The following is an 18,693-nucleotide window of genomic DNA, read 5'->3' as shown; positions in this document are numbered from 1 at the left end:
TCGACCTGCTCAACGACGGCTATTTTAAAGGATAGAGGATAATCGCGTTGGGTGCGTTTGAACTCAGTCATCATCACGTTCTCCGGATTTAAGTCTGGAACGTGTCAACGCTATTCAGGACGGGTCACATGGTTGAAAAAAGCCGATGAGATGTCATCGGCTTTTTTGTATTCCTTCGGTGCCATATTGTTCAGTTTCAAAGAACGACGAATAAGCTGAATGGTAAAATTATTGTGAGAAAAGCAGAGGCCTGAATGCAGACCTCTGCTTTGGTTTATCTATTCAGGTTATTTGCCTCTGGCCAGTTTCAATGCCCAGGCGCCGCTCATCACCAGCAGCAGAATCAGGCACAACCCAAAGGCCAACATACATGCCTGCGCCATGTTCATAAAGTGCCAGGGCGGAAGCAGATACCAGCCTTCGGACTGCTGGTAGAGATCGACAAACCACTGCTGTACGCTACTGAGCGTTACGCCATCAGGGACGATAGGCGCGTCATAACCGCAGTCTCCGGTAGGTTTAAACCACTCCGGTGCCCATTCCGCCAACGGTAAGTTGAAAGGAAAGGTAGGGTCAGTCGAACATCCTTGCACGCCAAAAAGTGAATCGGGGTCCGCATTATGTACCGCATGATGGATACCATTAAGCTTAATAGAAAACTTAATGCCCATAATGCTGCCATAAAACGCCGCGATGCAGCCAATCAGCTTCAGCACGATATTTTTGGGATTTATCGCCGCAATCACCCCGCCAATTACCATCACAAACATCGCGTAACGAATGTAAACACACTGTTCGCACGGCGCCATGTAGAGATAGATTTGGAAGAACGAGTGCGCCAGGATAATTAACCCTCCCATCGCGATGGCCATTAACAGCCACAGAAAGCGCTGTTCCTGCCATCTCACCAGCGTATCTACTGGTCTTGCGCGTAGGTCTCGCCATAATCCCTTAATAAAATCCATAATCGTTTCCCTGCTTATTTTTTAGTGGCCAGTTCCCGAACGAGTTCAGCCATAGAATCGATGGATTTGATGTTTTTGGTATAGATAAGGTACTTGCCGTTGACGACGTAAGCCGGAACACCCTGAATTTTGGCAACGTCATAGGCGGCTTTCCATTTTTCCAGAGTCTCCTGAACGGCAGGATCTTTCAGCGCCGCTTCAAAATCAGCCTGGCTCATGCCTGCGGCGTCCAGCCCGGTTTTAATAAATGCCGCCGGATCTTTCCCATCTGACCAGCGCTCTTTCTTATCATGGTAAGCCGCATACCAGGCGAACTTCGCTTTTTTGAATTGTGATTTAGCATCAAATAACGAAATCCCGGCAGCTTTATCTTTGGCGATCAGGACTGCAAATACTTCGCTGGCCTGTTTGCCATATTCGCCTTTTGTTTCCAGGTGGAACGGAGTGAACGTAACGAGATCGGCTACTTTATCAGAAACCGGACCTGTTACGGCTTTGTCATATTTGTAGCAGAAAGGGCAGGCGTAGCTAAATACCTTAATCAGCGTTTTATCCGCATTAGGAATCGGTTTCTCCAGAACCATATAATCTGTGCCCTCGGTAAAAGCCGATGCCGCAAAAGGAGTGACCAATGCCGCGGTTAATACTACGCTTTTAAATAAAGAGGTAATCCATTTAGATGACATATTAATTCCTTCCCGTGATTTATTTAAACATTTGCGTTGGATGAACCAGTAACGCACGATAGTGCGTCTGGTTGGGCTTATCCGACAGCACATCAATTTCAACTTTCACTTCTTTCGTTTTATAGTCAATCTCATTCAGTTTGCCGACTGTTGGTTTACCAACGTCGAACAGGTTAATAGAACCGCCAAAGCCGAACATGGTGTCGCGGTCTTTTTGATATTCAACAACCGAGGTAATAGGACTATAGAAATCATATCCACGTTCTTTACCGTATTCCCAAACTTGTTGTACGGTGCCTTTCTTCTCATCGATCTTATATTCGACAAAACGGGAATATTTCATGGTCGGTAGAGCCGGTTGCTCCAGGCCGCGACCATCGCCGTTATCAAAGACCGTTAACGTGCCTTTGCTGGAAAGCCATGCCGTATGTTGGGTATAGGTGAAATCGAAATCGGTGTCCTTACACTTGCCGTTTTCGTCACAGGTCAACGGCTTACCATGATCGTCTACCGGTTTCAGCAATTTACTGGCTAGCTGCTTATTCCAGCCTTTAGACGGTGCCAGTATCCATTTCACCTGCTTATCTCGACCAATTTTTACAATACCCTGATGGCGGGAAGAAAGGATAATGGAGTCGTCTTTCGCGTCATAAGCGATAGAGTTGACGTGCGCCCAGTTACGACCGGCACCAACGCCAAGTGCATCGCCATACGGCGTATCCGGTTCAAGTTTCGCCTGCTGTCCGGCATGGGCCAGATCGACGTTCACGCATACTGCGCCCGCATCCAGCGCGCCGAGCAGCGCATCACGCATAGGGTCGAGGATTTTGGTTAAATCCCAAACGTCTACTACGCGGCCAGACTTATCGACCTCAATGATTTGGTCACGAATAGTATGAACATGTATGCCGTCTTCTTTGCGGTAATCGCGTTTGCCGACGCGCAGCAGTACGGTGCCGTTCACGGTTTCGATGGATTCATGAGACGCATCCAGGAACCCGCGCGGCAGTTTATGATCGGCAAGAATTTGCCCCATCATGTCAAACTCGTACCAGTGTTGGCCCTGCACCGCGGTAAAGGTGCCGCGAGGCGTTTCACGAATACCCATCAGGTAGCCGCGTTTGTTGATATTCATATCGTGGCCGTCGTAGAAGGTATCTTGATCCAGCCACCAGCGATATTCACCCTGGGTGTCGACCACAAACGTATAAGGGGCGATATCGAAAGGCAAAGCCCCGCCCGCCGGGCCGGCATCAAGAATGCCCGCATTTTTATCTTTTTCGCCGTGCCAGTGAAATTCAGCGCCCTGCGGCGTAAAGGTATGGGTATTTACCAGATAAAGGCGATCTTCAAATCCTGGCGCAACTTTAATAACTTTCGTTTGCTGGAGATCTGAAATAGAACGGTTATCCATATAATGGTTGACGATGGCGGACGTCTGCACCACATAGTCATCCTTCATGGCTTTGCCGTTTTCTTTATATTCTACCGTGACGTTGTTGGCAAATTTCTGATAAAGGCCAAAAATAGGAATACCGTCATAGGTTTCTAAAGACTCTTTCCCAACAGTATAAGTAACAGGAACGCCTTTTTCCCCTTTGCCATGTACAGTAACTTTAACGTCTGAAATAATATGGCTATCTAATTCCACCAGCGCGGTGAGAGGGGCATTTCCGTAAGGATCGACAACGACTGCGCCTAATTTTCCTGCGGGCTGTGCCGGTTGAAAACCTGCGGCAAACGTACTGGCTGCGGTGAGTCCGCATGTCAGTGCGACGGCACCGGCAAGTATTGTTTTCCGGTATTGGTCAAACATGGATATATCTCCTTATATACAACTTCTAAATATAATACTTCTGAATATACTATGTTTTTATGAATAATAAATGAGGTAAATGATTGGTCTTTAAATATAAGTCATGATGCTGTTACTTATTTTAAAGTATATTCTGTATCAATATTTTTTAATTGCCTGAGTGAGTCGATAGTAGGAGTGTGATATTTTAAGAACAATATAAATTAGTACGAAGTGTGATCTTATCGACATTGTTTTCTGCTTAATACCTCTTTCATTATTGTGTTTCACCACTGATTTATATGATCAAAATCATTTATTTGTTCCACAAATATGCCAGTATATGAATACGTCAAAATAAGGGTATGTAAAATTTTAACGTTAAATGTTTAGTGATGTTAAATTTTAAGGGTAAAAAGGATGTTTATTGCCTGGTATTGGATAATATTAATCGTTCTGGTGGTAGTAGGGTATATTTGCCATATGAAGCGTTATTGCAGAGCGTTTCGGCAAGACAGAGATGCATTACTTGAAGCGCGAACGAAACGTTTTCGCCAGACGAGCGAAGGCGACAGCGTGATGAATGAGCAGAAATAGCGCATATCCTTGACGGGCAGCCGGATGTTGCCTGGCTAAAGGCCTGCATCCGGCGCGACGTTTCTCTTAACCGATACCTATCGTCTGCAAAATGACGAGACTGAGCCCCATGATGGACATACCGCAAAGCACGCCATAGCTGGGGTTATTGTTAGGATCGATCTCTTTTGCCAGCGGCATCAGTTCATCGACGGAGAGCGCCACCATAATGCCGGCGACTGCCGCCATGATAGCCGCCATAACGATCGGTGAAACCAGGCTGCCCAAAATCAGCCACGCCAGTACGCCGCCAAGAATTTCCGCCATGCCGGAGATACCGGCCCAAAAAATCGCGGTACGTTTTGAGCCCGTCGCGGCATAAACCGGGCCGGCAACCGCCAGACCTTCAGGAATATTGTGCAACGCCACCGCCAGTGCGATGCCGAAACCCAGTTCAAGATTGCTGCTGGCAGTGACAAAGGTGGCGATCCCTTCCGGAAAGTTGTGCAGGCTAATGCCGAGCGTCAATAAAATCGCAGTGCGTTTTATCGAGCCGGGAAGCGGCTGCTGCCTTTTTTGCACCAGATCCTGCGGATGAGCGTGAGGAAGCAGGCGGTCCAGCCCGAAGTAGCCCAACAGGCCGATAATAAACATTCCGTAGCCCAGTACAGGCGACATCCCCTCGGTATCAAGCGCGGCGGGCAGCATCTCCATCAGCGAGATAAGCAGCATGATCCCTGCGGCGAAGCCCAGCGAAAAAGCCAGCACGCGGTTAGACGGTTTTTGGCCGAGAACGCCAAGAAACGCGCCAATAAAGGTGGCGGCGCCCGCCAGTAAGGTCAGAATAAGTGGTACTGACATCCATTACTCCTTATCAATTTGCCGTCCGAACCTGACCTTCAAAATAACTGATGATCTTCATCATAGTTATCTGAGTTCTTCCTCTGTGAAGAAAGCGTATGGTGATGTTAACAAAATGTCTTTCTTGTAAGGATAACATCATGTCTTTAACGTGTATGCCAGCATTGTTTTTGGGGCATGGCAGCCCGATGAACGTGCTGGACGATAACGATTATACCCGCGCCTGGCGGCGATTGGGGGAAGCCCTACCGCGACCACAGGCGATAGTGGTGGTGTCGGCGCACTGGTATACCCGTGGGACTGGCGTCACAGCGATGGAAAGGCCGCAAACTCTCCATGATTTTGGCGGTTTTCCGCAGGCGCTGTATGACATGCATTATCCGGCTCCTGGATCGCCTGCGCTGGCGCAGCGTCTGGTTGAACTGTTGGCTCCCGTTCCCGTCGCGCTCGATAAAGAGGCGTGGGGATTTGATCACGGCTCCTGGGGCGTATTGATCAAGATGTACCCGAATGCGGATATCCCGATGGTGCAGCTTAGTGTTGATAGTACCAAACCGGCGGCATGGCATTTTGAGATGGGTCGTAAACTGGCGACGCTGCGTGACGAAGGCGTGATGCTGGTGGCTAGCGGGAATGTGGTTCATAACCTGCGGACTGTGCGTTGGCACGGTGACAATATACCGTATCCCTGGGCGGCGTCATTTAATGACTTTGTGAAAGCCAACCTGACGTGGCAGGGGCCGGTAGAACAGCACCCGCTGGTGAATTATCTGCAACATGAAGGGGGGGCCTTATCGAACCCGACGCCGGAGCACTTTTTGCCTTTGCTGTATGTACTTGGCGCCTGGGACGGCAAGGAACCTATCACCATCCCGGTCGACGGTATTGAGATGGGCAGTATAAGTATGTTGTCGGTGCAGGTGGGGTAGGCCGGATAAGGCGCTGAATGATTGCCCGATGGCGCTACGCGCATCGGGCTTACAGGAGAATCTATCCTTCGACAAAAATATGCGGATAGAAGCGGGAGAGATCCTGGGTGATCAGCGCCCGATCTTCACGGATACCAATTCCGGCGGGCTGATCGTTAATCAGCCAGCTACCAATCAGGGTGTAACTGTCGCCGAATTTTGGCAGCGGATAGAACTGTTGCACGATCATACCCTCTTCGCCATACGGGCCTTCCACGGATTCGATCGTTTTACCGTTCTCAATAATCGATACGTTCGCCCCTTCGCGGGAGAAGATCGGTTTCACGACATATTTATCCATTGGCGGATGTTCGTCTTCGGCGAAATACGCAGGCAACAGATTCGGATGGTCAGGGAACATCTCCCACAACAGCGGCAACAACGCTTTATTGGAGATAATGCTTTTCCAGGCCGGTTCCAGCCAGCGCACGCCGGCATCTTCCAGCTTGGTGGAAAACATCTCGCGCAGCATAAATTCCCACGGATAGAGCTTGAACAGGTTCGCAATGACCTGATCCTGCAGATCCGTAAATTGGCCTTTTTCCCCCAGACCAATATCGTCGATATAGAGAAATTCGGTGGCGATTTCCGCTTCGGCCGCGCAGTCCTGTAAATACTGAATGGTGCCGCGATCCTCAACCGTATCGCGACAGCAGGTGAGATGCAGCAACTGAAAACCGTACTGCTCGCGAAGTTCAGCAAAGCGTTCAATCAGCTTTTCCTGCAGGCTATTAAACTGATCGCTGCCTTCCGGCAGATTGCCCGCGTTGATCTGATCTTCCAGCCAAATCCACTGAAAAAACGCCGCTTCATACAGCGATGTTGGCGTGTCGGCATTATTTTCGAGCAGCTTAGGCTCGCCGATGCCGTCCCAGGCCAGATCGAGGCGGGAATAGAGCGACGGTTGTTGCGTTTGCCAGGACTGGCGAACAAAACCCCAGGTATGTTTTGGAATACGAAACTTCGTCATCAGCTCATCGCTGGCGATGACGCGTTCTACTACCTTGAGGCACATCTGGTGCAGCTCGGCGGTAACGTCTTCCAGTTTTTCCACCTGGGCGAGCGTTAACTTGTAATAAGCGTCTTCACACCAGTACGGTTCACCATACATAGTGTGAAAATTAAACCCGTATTCAGTCGCTTTATCGCGCCAGTCCGGGCGCTCGGTAATACTGACTCTTTCCATGCGTATCAGCCGCCCATCGAACGTGTTGAAGTACCGGCAGCGCTACGCTGCATGGTGCTCTGTTTGGCGACGGATTCGCCAAAACCGCCGCGGGTAACGGTTGTTGTGGTGGCAGGTTTCGGCGCCATCGCGGTTTTCGGTACGGTCATTGTCCGGCCCGGTTGCGCCGCGCCGTAGTTTTTACCTGCCGCATCGGTATATTTGCCGTATGCAGGGCTGGCCGGGTTTTTCGAGCTAAACAGCGGCTGTTGCGCAAAGCCTGCGCCGCCGCCCATCAGACGTCCCATCATGTAACCTGCCATAAGCGGCATCCAGAAACTGCCGCTGGATTGTTGGGCCTGCGCCTGATTTTCCGGTGCCATGCCAGCCTGTGCAGGTGCTTGCTGGCACTGGCCTTCGCCAAACTCAGCGACGCAATCTTCGCGTGTAGCGTACTTAGGCGCAGTACGTTCGGCCTCTTTCAGCGCATTGTTATACGCGGTTGTACACTCCGCGCTTTTGCCCGGATTCGCCGCTGAACAGTCATCAGCGTTTTGATACAGCGATACGGTTTCATCGCTTTTTTCACAGCCAGCCAGCATAAAAACAGCCGTAACCGCCAGGGCGACCGGCGTTAAATGCCGCGCGCTCCAGCTTTTGCGAAATGATGCGTGATGGATGGATTTTGTCCGTTTCATATTTGTCTTCCAGGACCCAGTGGTAAATACAACATGCGTTCAGAATAGAGGATGACTGGTCGAAATTGAAGCGAGAAAAGGCGAGAATGCGGCGGAATAGCAGGATCTTTACGTTGCCTTACGTTCAGGTGCGGCTTTATGACAGGTAGCGCCGCGCTTACCAGACCTACAAGGGCATAGGTCTGATAAGCGCAGCGCCAGCGAATAACTTATCAATGCCGGAATGGATTGCCGTTATTGCTGTTGGCGCGAGCGGCGGTCGGCTGTACTGCCGGCGCGGCGCTATGGGCATTATAACCGTCTGCGGCAGCATCCTGCTCTGGCGTTTCCGGCGCTACGCTTTCCGGCGACGTCGGGATAGGTTTGCCCAACGTACTGTTAAGCGCGAGCAGATCCTGCTCGTTCAGCGTACCGAGCGCATATTTGATATTTAACTGATTAATCAAATAGGTATAACGCGCGTTGGCCAGTTGCTGCTTGGCATCATACAGAGTGGTGGTGGCATCCAGTACGTCAACAATGGTACGTGTACCGACCGAGTAACCGGCTTCCATTGCATCCAAAGAACTTTGCGCGGAAACGACTGCCTGTTTGTACGCGTTGATGCTGCTGATGGAGGCGTTAATATTGTTAAAGGAAGAACGTACGGTCTGCACCACGCTACGGTGCGCGCTTTCCAGCTGTTCGCTTGCGCCGACGAAGTTATACTGCGCCTGTTTTACCTGCGAGTTAACCATCCCGCCTTGATACAGCGGCAGGGAGAAGTTCAGGCCGATTTTATTCTGCCCCATGTTGCTATCGTCGTACTGGGCGGAGTTGGTTTTAGAACCGCTATAAGAGGTATCAGAAATGCCGGTTGAGGCCGTTAAATTCAGCGTCGGCAGATGACCATCCTGCGCCTGACGGATTTGCTCGCGCGCCAGATCCTGACTTAAACGCGCCTGCAACAGCGACAGGTTACGGTTTTCCGCTTCCTTCAGCAGCGCATTAACAGCTTTGGGTTTGTCGGTTTTAAAATGCTCGACGTTAAGCGACGCCAACTCCGGGTAATAATTGCCGGTTACCTGGCGCAGCTCTTCTACCGCGTTATCCAGGTTGTTGCGGGCGGTCACTTCATTCGCCAGTACGGTATCATATTGCGCACGGGCGTTTTGCACGTCGGTAATGGCGACCAGACCCACGTTAAAACGTTGCGTCGTTTGATCTAACTGACGGTAGATAGCCTCTTTTTGCGCCTGGGTATAGGAAAGCACATCAATAGCGTTCAATACCTTAAAATACGCGTTCGCGGTATTGAGGATCAGCGTCTGCTGATCGGTCTGATAGGTGACATCCTGAATGCCTGCTGCTTTTTCTTGCAGGGTGAGCCCACGCCATTTCGACATATCAAATAGCGTCTGCGTTAATTGCAGAGAAGCGCTGGTTTCATTGGAGTTGATACCGTTCGCATCGCGATAACCGTTGCTGTAGGTGTAGTCGGCACCTAAACCCAGTTGCGGCAGTAAAGGACTACGCGCTTCGTTAATTTTTTCGAATGCAGCATCGCGATCGGCAGCGGATTTACGCAATTCCGGGTTGCTCAGGCGTGCTTGCTGATAAACTTGCATCAGGTTCTCTGCCTGGCTTAGTGTGCTGAACCCCGACAGGCTCAGGCCGATAAGGATGGGGAGCAATTTCTTCATTTGCATTCCTTGTTGTGAAGCAGTATTTAGCGCTGATCAATTTGTAAAAATAATTGCTGATTCTAGCAGAATCCGCCACTGCAAAAAGTTGGCGTTACGTGCCATACGAGCCTTAATTGGCACCAATTTACCACAAGGGTGATAAAACAGCAGTCAACCACCCTTGAAATTCATCATTTAATCATTATTGCTAGCAGGGCAGCACAATGCGTAAATCAGACAACTTGCCAGTTACTTTCACCAAAAGCGATGTAGAAATTATTGCACGGGAAACGCGCTATCGCGGTTTTTTTTCATTGGATGTGTATCGATTCCGCCATCGTTTATTCAACGGAGAAATGAGTGGCGAGGTAAAGCGCGAAATTTTTGAGCGCGGGCACGCCGCCGTCTTGCTACCCTTTGACCCTGAACGCGACGAGGTGGTGCTGGTCGAACAGATTCGTATTGCCGCGTATGACACAAGCGTTACGCCGTGGCTGCTGGAGATGGTCGCCGGCATGATAGAAGAAGGCGAAACCATTGAGGCGGTCGCCCGGCGAGAGGCGATGGAAGAAGCGGGGCTGACCGTAGGCCGCACCCGACCGGTAATCAGTTACCTGGCGAGTCCAGGAGGAACTAGCGAGCGCTCATCTATTCTGGTGGGTGAAGTGGACGCCACGACCGCGGCAGGTATTCATGGTCTGGCGGATGAAAACGAAGATATTCGGGTTCATGTGGTAAGCCGGGAACAGGCATACCAGTGGGTAGAAGAGGGGAAAATCGACAACGCAGCCGCAGTCATCGCTTTGCAATGGCTTCAGTTGCATCATCAAGAGTTAAAAAACGAGTGGAAAAAATGAAGCGTTATACACCTGACTTCCCAGAAATGATGCGTTTGTGCGAAACCAATTTTTCGCAATTGCGCCGCCTGCTGCCGCGCAATGACGCCCCCGGTGAAACGGTGAGCTATCAGGTGGGCAACGTACAATATCGGTTAACGATTGTGGAATCGACCCGATACACTACGCTTGTAACGATCGAGCAAACGGCGCCAGCCATCACCTACTGGAGCCTGCCGTCGCTGACGGTGCGCCTCTACCATGATGCGATGGTGGCTGAAGTGTGTTCAAGCCAGCAGATCTTTCGCTTCAAAGCGCGGTATGATTATCCAAATAAAAAGTTGCATCAACGCGACGAAAAGCATCAAATTAATCAGTTTCTGGCCGACTGGCTACGATTCTGTTTAGCACATGGAGCGATGGCGATTCCGGTTTATTAGCGTCGTGAAACCTAAGGACACCATTTGGAAAGCCTGTTAACCCTACCTCTGGCTGGTGAGGCCCGAGTCAGGATTTTACAAATTACAGATACTCACCTGTTTGCCGAAAAGCATGAAACGCTGTTAGGCGTCAATACCTGGGAAAGTTACCAGGCCGTGCTGGAGGCTATTCGGGCGCAACAGTATGAATATGATCTGATCGTGGCCACCGGCGATCTGGCGCAGGATCAATCCGCTGCGGCTTATCAGCATTTTGCTGAGGGTATCGCAAGCTTTCGCGCGCCTTGCGTTTGGCTACCGGGCAATCATGATTTTCAGCCGGCAATGTACAGCGCGCTGCAAGAGGCGGGGATTTCCCCGGCTAAACGCGTGTTAATCGGTGAACAATGGCAGATTTTGTTGCTGGATAGCCAGGTGTTTGGCGTTCCGCATGGCGAACTGAGCGAGTTCCAACTGGAATGGCTTGAGCGTAAGCTCGCCGATGCGCCAGAGAGACAGACATTGCTCCTTTTGCACCACCATCCGTTGCCGGCAGGGTGCAGTTGGTTGGATCAGCACAGCTTGCGTAATGCCGGTGAGCTGGATAGCGTGCTGGCGAATTTCCCGCGTGTAAAATATCTGTTATGCGGACATATTCACCAGGAGCTGGATCTTGACTGGAACGGACGGCGTCTGCTGGCGTCGCCGTCAACCTGCGTACAGTTCAAACCGCACTGCGCGAACTTTACGCTGGATACTATCGCGCCGGGCTGGCGTACGCTGGAGCTCCGGGCGAACGGCGTCCTGGAGACGGAAGTGCATCGCCTGCAGGATACCCGGTTCCGACCCGATACCGCTTCGGAAGGATACTGATGTCTACGCTTCTCTATTTGCACGGATTCAACAGTTCCCCTCGCTCGGCAAAAGCGTGCCAGCTAAAAAACTGGCTGGCGGAGCGTCATCCGCATGTCGAGATGATCGTCCCTCAACTACCGCCGTATCCTGCCGATGCGGCGGAGTTGCTGGAATCTCTCGTGCTTGAGCATGGCGGTGCGCCACTAGGGCTGGTAGGATCGTCGCTGGGTGGTTATTACGCCACCTGGCTGTCGCAATGTTTTATGCTGCCGGCTGTGGTGGTGAATCCCGCCGTGCGGCCCTTTGAATTACTGACCGACTATCTCGGTCAGAACGAGAACCCCTACACCGGGCAGCAATATGTGCTAGAGTCTCGCCATATTTATGATCTTAAAGTCATGCAGATTGACCCGCTGGAAGCGCCGGACCTGATCTGGCTACTGCAACAGACGGGCGATGAAGTGCTGGATTACCGCCAGGCGGTGGCATATTACGCCTCCTGCCGTCAGACAGTGACCGAGGGTGGTAATCACGCATTCACGGGCTTCGAAGATTATTTCAACCAGATTGTCGATTTTCTTGGACTGCACAGTTGCTGACAATCAATTCGAATTGCTAATTAAACCATGACGCAAACTTATAACGCTGATGCCATTGAGGTACTCACTGGGCTTGAGCCGGTACGCCGCCGCCCGGGGATGTACACCGATACGACCCGCCCCAACCATTTGGGTCAGGAAGTGATTGATAATAGTGTGGATGAAGCACTGGCAGGTCACGCCAAACGCGTGGATGTCATTTTACATGCCGATCAATCGCTGGAAGTGATTGACGACGGACGCGGGATGCCGGTGGATATCCATCCGGAAGAGGGGGTTCCGGCGGTAGAACTGATCCTCTGTCGGCTTCATGCCGGCGGTAAATTCTCCAATAAGAACTATCAGTTCTCTGGTGGTCTGCATGGGGTGGGGATTTCGGTAGTAAATGCCCTGTCAAAGCGCGTGGAAGTGACCGTGCGCCGCGACGGTCAGGTCTATAACATCGCGTTTGAAAACGGCGAAAAAGTGCAGGATTTGCAGGTTGTCGGCACCTGCGGTAAACGTAATACTGGCACCAGCGTCCATTTCTGGCCGGACGAAAGTTTCTTCGACAGCCCGCGTTTTTCTGTCTCTCGCTTAATGCACGTTCTGAAAGCAAAAGCGGTGCTGTGTCCCGGCGTGGAAATCACTTTTAAAGATGAAGTGAATAACAGCGAGCAGCGCTGGTGCTACCAGGATGGTCTGAACGACTATCTGGGCGAAGCGGTAAACGGCCTGCCGACGCTGCCGGAAAAGCCGTTTATCGGTAATTTTAACGGTGAAACGGAAGCGGTTGACTGGGCGCTATTGTGGCTGCCGGAAGGCGGCGAATTACTGACGGAAAGCTACGTCAACCTGATCCCGACCATGCAGGGGGGGACGCACGTCAACGGTCTGCGCCAGGGCCTGCTCGACGCGATGCGCGAATTTTGCGAATACCGCAATATTCTGCCGCGCGGCGTCAAACTGTCGGCGGAAGATATCTGGGATCGCTGCGCTTATGTGCTCTCCGTGAAAATGCAGGACCCGCAATTTGCCGGGCAGACTAAAGAGCGTCTGTCGTCGCGTCAATGTGCGGCATTTGTTTCCGGCGTGGTGAAAGATGCCTTCAGCCTGTGGCTGAACCAGAACGTGCAGGCGGCGGAACAACTGGCAGAGATGGCGATTGCCAGCGCGCAGCGGCGACTGCGCGCCGCAAAAAAAGTGGTACGCAAAAAGCTCACCAGCGGTCCGGCGTTGCCGGGGAAACTGGCGGACTGTACCGCGCAGGATCTTAATCGGACCGAGCTGTTCCTTGTGGAAGGGGATTCGGCAGGCGGTTCCGCCAAGCAGGCGCGCGATCGCGAATATCAGGCGATCATGCCGCTCAAAGGTAAGATCCTTAACACCTGGGAGGTCTCTTCCGATGAAGTGCTGGCCTCGCAAGAGGTGCATGATATTTCCGTGGCGATCGGTATCGATCCGGACAGCGACGATCTGAGTCAGCTGCGCTACGGCAAGATCTGTATCCTGGCGGATGCGGACTCCGATGGTTTGCATATCGCTACTCTGCTTTGCGCGCTGTTTGTCAGACATTTCCGCGCGCTGGTGAAGAATGGTCATGTCTACGTCGCGCTACCGCCGCTATACCGTATCGATTTGGGTAAAGAGGTCTATTACGCGCTGACGGAAGAAGAGAAGGCGGGCGTACTGGAACAACTTAAGCGTAAGAAAGGCAAGCCGAACGTACAACGTTTCAAAGGCCTGGGTGAAATGAACCCGATGCAGTTACGCGAAACTACGCTTGATCCGAATACTCGCCGCCTGGTGCAGCTCACCATTAGCGATGAAGACGATCAGCGTACTAACGCGATGATGGATATGCTGCTGGCGAAGAAACGTTCTGAAGATCGACGCAACTGGCTACAGGAAAAAGGCGATCTCGCGGATCTCGACGTGTAACGGTTGTTGCACGCTTTATCCGGTCTGCGTGGCGCAGGCCGGATAAGCGAATCCGACATAACGCCGCAGCCTGATGGCGACACTTGCGCATCGCATCAGGGAGACGTCAGACGAGGGTAATAACTTAAACGCCGGATTCCAGAATACGAATATTCATTTCCAGCACATCGTCTTTTACCGCGTCGCTATAGGCTTTCATATGCGGGGTTTGCAGATGCGCCTCAAGGTGCGCAACGCTTTCCCACTGTTCAATCATCACGATCGAGTCAGGCGCCAGAGTCTGAAAACTCACGCCCGCGGCATGATCCACCATCGGTGCGTAACCGTGGCACCCCTCTTCTTTAAGAACGGTTGGAATAATTTTCGCAAACTGATCGAGGACGGCCTGACGGTGATGTTGGCCCGGACGCGTGCGAATTTCGGCAATGACGGTAAGCATGGTTAACTCCTTCTAATTCCAGGATGACCAGTTAAGCAAAAATTTCGCTCAGATGCTTGCGATATTCTGCGGTATAGCGCGGAACATCCGGCATTTTAATCACGTCGTTGGCAATAAACGTTGGCAGCGCGTCCATGCCCAGGAACTGGTTGGCTTTATGGAATGGCAGATAGACGCCATCTACGCCTACGCCGTGGAAAAACTGATCTTTTTCGGTAAATGCTTCCATCGGCGCGTTCCACGTCAGTGACAGCATATATTTTTTCCCCTGCACCAGACCGCCGGAACCGTACTTTTTAGCGGCATCGGAACGCGTGCGGCCATCGCTGGCATAGAGCGTACCGTGACCTTCGGTAAAGACATCATCCATATATTTTTTTACTGTCCATGGCGCGCCCATCCACCAGCCTGGCATCTGCCAAATCACCACGTCAGCCCAGACGAAATTCTGCACCTCTTCTTTAATGTCATAGTCGCTGTCGGCGCGGACGATCTTAACCTGATGACCCAGATCGCGCAGAAGCCCATCGGCAACTTCGGTCAGGGTGTCATTTAACTGGCCGTTGGAGTGCGCGAATTTTTTCGCCCCGTTGATAATCAGGATGTTACTCATTTTGTGTCCTCAAGAAATGCGTTTGCTGCTGATTCTACGCTGACGGGCGGTGCGGTGAAATTAGCAAAATGTGCAAAGTCTTTTGCGTTTTTGGCAAAAGTCTCTGTTACCAACTTACTACGGCCTCAAATCCACCTTCCGCGGCGTTGCCAAACGACACCGTCATGCCGTGTAGCGTAGCGATGCGGCGGACGATTGATAATCCCAGACCGCTGCCGGTCACACTTTGGCCTGGCGGGCGGTAAAAACGCTCGCCGATATGCGTCAGAATCTCTGGCGCTACGCCGGGGCCATTATCTCTGACGGTGAAGCTGCGGGCATGTAAGGTAACGTCGACGACGCTGCCCTGCGGACTGTAGCGAATCGCATTATCCAGCAGGTTACGCACTAACAGGCTTAAGAGTAGCGGCTGGCCGGTACGTATGACGTCATGGGCGTTAAGCTGTAAACGCACGTCGATATTCGCCTGCTGCGCCGGATGATAAATATCCATTACCGCGGACTGCAGCAGCTCTTCCAGCGAAATCTCCGCTACATCCTGCAAATTATTGAGCGAGTCGAGACGCGATAACGTCAGCAGCTGATCGACCAGCCGCGTGGCGCGATCGATCCCCGCATGGAGCTGGGTCAGCGCTTTATCACGCGATAGCGGATCGTCGCCCGAGAGCTGCGCCACCTCGGTTTGTACTTTCAGCGCGGCCAGCGGACTGCGCAATTCATGGGCGGCGTCGGAGGTAAATCGCCGTTCGCGCACCATCATGGAGTGGATGCGGCTAAAAAGCTGATTAAGCGCTTCGACCAGTGGGCGAACCTCGCTCGGTACGCCTTTGGCGTCGAGCGGCGTTTCCGATTCCGGCGACCGGAAGCGTAGCGCCTGCGCCAGTTTTTTCAACGGTCTGAGCTCGCGGTGAAGCAGGAGCAATAAAATCAGCAGCATGAAGGGAAGGGCGATCAGCCACGGCGTTAATTGCGCCGCCACGATCGCCAGCGCCATATCTTCGCGGTAATCCCACTCCTGACCGACGACGATACGATACTTGCCGTCCGCCGAGTTCAACCACAAAAAACGCCAGAGGTCGTTGTCATCCTTCAGATAGCCATTGTCGAAACCTTCCCGGCGATAGCGATACGGAATATCCTGGCCGTTGTCGCCATCATGCAGCAACATTTTGCCATCAGCGGAAAAGATGGCGAACGCCAGCGCATCGTCATCGATATGCCCATGTTTTAATTTCTTTGGCGTATGCGCCATGCGCTGCGGGGCGTTGATCTCGTTAAGATCGAGGGTGCTAAGCCGTCTGGCGAACAACATCAACTGTGTGTCAAACAGCTCGTCGACATTATCCGTCGTCTTTCTCCAGGCCACAAAACTGGAAATTGCCCAAGTGATGGAGACCAGAATCAGGAAAATAAGCGTCAGCCTGACGCGCAGGCTGAGACGTTGCGTCAATTTCATGCGTCACCCAGGGTGTAGCCGATGCCGTGTACGGTGCGAATAAATTCGCTGCCGAGCTTGCGGCGTAAATGATGAACATGGACTTCCACTGCATTGCTGGACACGTCGTCATCCCAGTTATACAGCTTCTCTTCAATAAGCTTGCGCGGCAGCACGCGACCTTTGTTGCGCAGTAAGAGTTCCAGCAACGCGAACTCTTTTGGTTTTAAGGCCAGCGGTTCGCCGGCAAGCGTCGCGACGAGATTGCCTGGATTGAGCGTCACCTGGCCGTGGCGCAATTCGCTACTGGCCTGACCGCTGGCGCGGCGTACCAGCGCCTCCAGACGGGCGGCGACCTCAATGAGCGCGAAAGGTTTACATAAATAGTCATCGGCGCCCAGACGTAGTCCCTCGACGCGCTCTGCTAACGCGTCGCGCGCCGTCAGGATCAGTACCGGTTCCTGTTTACCCTTTTCGCGCCATTCGCGCAAAATATCCCGTCCGTCCATGCCTGGCAGCGTCAAATCTAAAATAACCGCATCATAAGGCGCGCTGTAAAGCGCCTCTTTGCCCGGACGTCCCTCGGTAAACCAGTCGACGCTGAAACCCATTTTACTCAGGCCCGCTTTTATGCCATCGCCAATAAGTGTGTCATCTTCTACCAGTAAAATTCGCATCTGTTCTTCCTTGCGGTAACTCGCGTTGCCGTCAGTTAACCTTGTCGCCGCAGGCGATGTACAGAAAAAAAGATTCTTTTTTTGCCTTAAGAAGTTGTTAAGGATTACCTTATTAAATGGATCTGAAACGACATGAAAGGGAAAAGTAATCATGAAAAAATTAGCTGCAATCGTTGCCGTTATGGCACTGTGTTCTACCCCGGTTCTGGCGGCTCAGCAGGGCGGTTTCTCCGGCCCGTCGGCGACGCAAACGCAAGGCGGCGGATTTGTCGGCCCGAACGGCAGCAGCACGACGGTAGAGAGCGCTAAATCGCTGCGTGACGATGCGTGGGTAACGCTGCGCGGGAATATCGTCGAGCGCATTTCCGACGACCTGTATGTGTTTAAAGATGCGACCGGTACTATCAATGTGGATATTGACCACAAGCGCTGGAACGGCCTGACCGTAACCCCGCAGGATACCGTTGAAATTCAGGGCGAAGTGGATAAAGACTGGAACTCTGTCGAAATCGACGTAAAACAGATTCGTAAAGTGAATCCGTAATCCCACATTGCGCAAGATCGGTCAGGATTCACAGCCGCCCGGTGGGCAGAATAGGCCACAAGGAGGCAGTGATGAATGACCTGATCAGCGCGGCTTATTCCGAACGTCTGCGGCGCGTTTGCGACCACATTGAGCGTCATCTGGATGAGCCTCTGTCGATTGAGGCGTTAAGCCGGATGGCGCACAGCTCGCCGTTTCATTTTCATCGGCAGTTTACCGCCTGGAGCGGGCTTCCGCTCTATCGCTATATCCAGTGGCTGCGTTTGCGCCGTGCGTCATGGCGGCTGGCGTTTAACCCGCAGGATAAAGTTATCGATATCGCGCTGGATGCCGGGTTCCAGAATCCGGAGTCGTTCACACGTGCTTTCAAAACCGCGTTTGGTCAAAGCCCGCGCCGGTTTCGGCAATCGCCGGACTGGCTGGCCTGGAACCAACGCGTTCCTAAACTTGCGTTACAGGAGCAGCATGTCATGGACGTAAAAATCGTTGAATTTCCACCTACCCGCGTCGCGATGCTGACGCATCTGGGGCATCCGGATAAGGTCAACGCCAGCGCGGCGAAATTTATTGCATGGCGGCGTGAAACGGGCCAGTCGCCGATTGCCAGCAGCCAAACCTTTGGTATTGCCTGGCACGACCCGCAGACGACGCCGCCGGATCAATTCCGCTTTGATATCTGCGGCAGCGTCCACCAGCCGATAGCCGAAAATGACGTTGGCGTGGTGAATAGCGAGATTCCTGGCGGGCGCTGCGCGGTGGTACGCCATCAGGGATCGCTCGACAGCCTCCCGGAGAGCGTGTGGTATTTATTCCGCGAATGGCTACCGGCCAGCGGCGAGACGCTGCGCGATTTTCCGGTCTTCTTCCAGTACCTGAATTTCGTCAATGAGGTGGCGGAACATGAGCTGCTGACGGATATCTATCTGCCGCTTCGTTAACTTCCTCGTCACCTGGCTCACGGTTTGTGACTCAGACCGT

General features: G+C 52.3%; 20 protein-coding genes. 9 read left to right on the top strand and 11 right to left on the bottom strand.

Annotated elements, in window-relative coordinates; genetic code table 11:
* Positions 1-287 precede the first annotated feature (287 nt).
* The 3 genes from dsbI to J4650_RS08465 are packed head-to-tail and all read right to left on the bottom strand — an operon-like array spanning position 288 to position 3,467.
* Positions 288-965, bottom strand: coding sequence for a protein-disulfide oxidoreductase DsbI (gene dsbI, locus J4650_RS08475; protein ID WP_000345576.1), 678 nt, complete (start codon positions 963-965; stop codon positions 288-290).
* A gap of 14 nt (positions 966-979) precedes the next feature.
* Positions 980-1,651 carry a thiol:disulfide interchange protein DsbA/DsbL gene (locus tag J4650_RS08470; protein WP_000096230.1) on the bottom strand — a complete coding sequence of 224 codons (672 nt, stop codon included), beginning with the start codon at positions 1,649-1,651 and terminating at the stop codon, positions 980-982.
* A 19-nt stretch (positions 1,652-1,670) separates the two neighbouring features.
* Positions 1,671-3,467, bottom strand: coding sequence for an aryl-sulfate sulfotransferase (locus J4650_RS08465; protein ID WP_000460259.1), 1,797 nt, complete (start codon positions 3,465-3,467; stop codon positions 1,671-1,673).
* 399 nt (positions 3,468-3,866) lie between these two features.
* Here J4650_RS08465 and J4650_RS22945 point away from each other — a divergent pair, with 399 nt between their 5' ends.
* Positions 3,867-4,043, top strand: coding sequence for a hypothetical protein (locus tag J4650_RS22945; protein ID WP_000469259.1), 177 nt, complete (start codon positions 3,867-3,869; stop codon positions 4,041-4,043).
* A gap of 66 nt (positions 4,044-4,109) precedes the next feature.
* Here the strand turns inward: J4650_RS22945 and zupT are convergent, their stop codons facing one another.
* Positions 4,110-4,883 (bottom strand): zinc transporter ZupT, encoded by a 774-nt coding sequence (gene zupT / locus J4650_RS08460; protein WP_000115874.1) that lies wholly within the window; start codon positions 4,881-4,883, stop codon positions 4,110-4,112.
* A 140-nt stretch (positions 4,884-5,023) separates the two neighbouring features.
* Here zupT and ygiD point away from each other — a divergent pair, with 140 nt between their 5' ends.
* Positions 5,024-5,812, top strand: coding sequence for a 4,5-DOPA dioxygenase extradiol (gene ygiD / locus J4650_RS08455; RefSeq protein WP_000059619.1), 789 nt, complete (start codon positions 5,024-5,026; stop codon positions 5,810-5,812).
* Between the two features lie 61 nt (positions 5,813-5,873).
* On the opposite strand, the gene J4650_RS08450 is transcribed toward ygiD, so the two are convergent.
* The 3 genes from J4650_RS08450 to tolC all read right to left on the bottom strand — a co-directional run bounded on the left by J4650_RS08450 (position 5,874) and on the right by tolC (position 9,402).
* Entirely contained in the window at positions 5,874-7,037 is a 1,164-nt protein-coding gene (locus J4650_RS08450) for a glutathionylspermidine synthase family protein (RefSeq protein ID WP_000442833.1), read from the bottom strand.
* 5 nt (positions 7,038-7,042) lie between these two features.
* A complete protein-coding gene (locus J4650_RS08445; protein WP_000831528.1) occupies positions 7,043-7,714 on the bottom strand; it encodes a DUF1190 family protein in 672 nt (223 codons plus the stop codon).
* A gap of 212 nt (positions 7,715-7,926) precedes the next feature.
* Positions 7,927-9,402, bottom strand: a complete 1,476-nt coding sequence (tolC, locus tag J4650_RS08440; RefSeq protein WP_001663008.1) for an outer membrane channel protein TolC — start codon at positions 9,400-9,402, stop codon at positions 7,927-7,929.
* Between the two features lie 200 nt (positions 9,403-9,602).
* Here tolC and nudF point away from each other — a divergent pair, with 200 nt between their 5' ends.
* The 5 genes from nudF to parE are packed head-to-tail and all read left to right on the top strand — an operon-like array spanning position 9,603 to position 14,007.
* Positions 9,603-10,235 carry an ADP-ribose diphosphatase gene (nudF, locus tag J4650_RS08435; RefSeq protein ID WP_001231950.1) on the top strand — a complete coding sequence of 211 codons (633 nt, stop codon included), beginning with the start codon at positions 9,603-9,605 and terminating at the stop codon, positions 10,233-10,235.
* Positions 10,232-10,654 carry a DUF1249 family protein gene (locus tag J4650_RS08430; protein WP_000833404.1) on the top strand — a complete coding sequence of 141 codons (423 nt, stop codon included), beginning with the start codon at positions 10,232-10,234 and terminating at the stop codon, positions 10,652-10,654. Before nudF ends, J4650_RS08430 begins: the two co-directional genes overlap by 4 nt.
* Before the next feature lie 24 nt (positions 10,655-10,678).
* Positions 10,679-11,506 carry a 3',5'-cyclic-AMP phosphodiesterase gene (gene cpdA / locus J4650_RS08425; protein ID WP_000444735.1) on the top strand — a complete coding sequence of 276 codons (828 nt, stop codon included), beginning with the start codon at positions 10,679-10,681 and terminating at the stop codon, positions 11,504-11,506.
* A complete protein-coding gene (gene yqiA, locus J4650_RS08420) occupies positions 11,506-12,087 on the top strand; it encodes an esterase YqiA (protein ID WP_000105725.1) in 582 nt (193 codons plus the stop codon). The genes cpdA and yqiA overlap by 1 nt, the downstream gene beginning before the upstream one ends.
* A gap of 27 nt (positions 12,088-12,114) precedes the next feature.
* Positions 12,115-14,007, top strand: a complete 1,893-nt coding sequence (gene parE, locus J4650_RS08415) for a DNA topoisomerase IV subunit B (RefSeq protein ID WP_000195318.1) — start codon at positions 12,115-12,117, stop codon at positions 14,005-14,007.
* A 124-nt stretch (positions 14,008-14,131) separates the two neighbouring features.
* Here the strand turns inward: parE and J4650_RS08410 are convergent, their stop codons facing one another.
* From J4650_RS08410 to qseB, 4 genes are all read right to left on the bottom strand, one after another.
* Positions 14,132-14,446, bottom strand: coding sequence for a putative quinol monooxygenase (locus tag J4650_RS08410; protein WP_000958587.1), 315 nt, complete (start codon positions 14,444-14,446; stop codon positions 14,132-14,134).
* A gap of 31 nt (positions 14,447-14,477) precedes the next feature.
* Positions 14,478-15,059 carry an NAD(P)H-dependent oxidoreductase gene (locus J4650_RS08405; protein WP_000065416.1) on the bottom strand — a complete coding sequence of 194 codons (582 nt, stop codon included), beginning with the start codon at positions 15,057-15,059 and terminating at the stop codon, positions 14,478-14,480.
* Positions 15,060-15,165: 106 nt separating this feature from the next.
* Positions 15,166-16,515, bottom strand: a complete 1,350-nt coding sequence (qseC, locus tag J4650_RS08400) for a quorum sensing histidine kinase QseC (RefSeq protein WP_000779328.1) — start codon at positions 16,513-16,515, stop codon at positions 15,166-15,168.
* Positions 16,512-17,171 (bottom strand): quorum sensing response regulator transcription factor QseB, encoded by a 660-nt coding sequence (gene qseB / locus J4650_RS08395; RefSeq protein WP_001221574.1) that lies wholly within the window; start codon positions 17,169-17,171, stop codon positions 16,512-16,514. Before qseB ends, qseC begins: the two co-directional genes overlap by 4 nt.
* 151 nt (positions 17,172-17,322) lie before the next feature.
* Between qseB and J4650_RS08390 the strand changes: the two genes are divergently transcribed.
* Positions 17,323-17,715, top strand: coding sequence for a YgiW/YdeI family stress tolerance OB fold protein (locus tag J4650_RS08390; protein WP_000731552.1), 393 nt, complete (start codon positions 17,323-17,325; stop codon positions 17,713-17,715).
* Between the two features lie 71 nt (positions 17,716-17,786).
* Positions 17,787-18,653, top strand: a complete 867-nt coding sequence (locus J4650_RS08385; RefSeq protein WP_000998786.1) for an AraC family transcriptional regulator — start codon at positions 17,787-17,789, stop codon at positions 18,651-18,653.
* Positions 18,654-18,693 lie beyond the last annotated feature (40 nt).

Origin of the sequence: Salmonella sp. 32120201201600049SM, assembly GCF_017572835.1 — a bacterium.
GTDB lineage: Bacteria > Pseudomonadota > Gammaproteobacteria > Enterobacterales > Enterobacteriaceae > Salmonella > Salmonella enterica.
The sequence above is the reverse complement of the archived record's forward strand: the minus strand, read 5'-3'. Positions and strand labels throughout refer to the sequence as shown.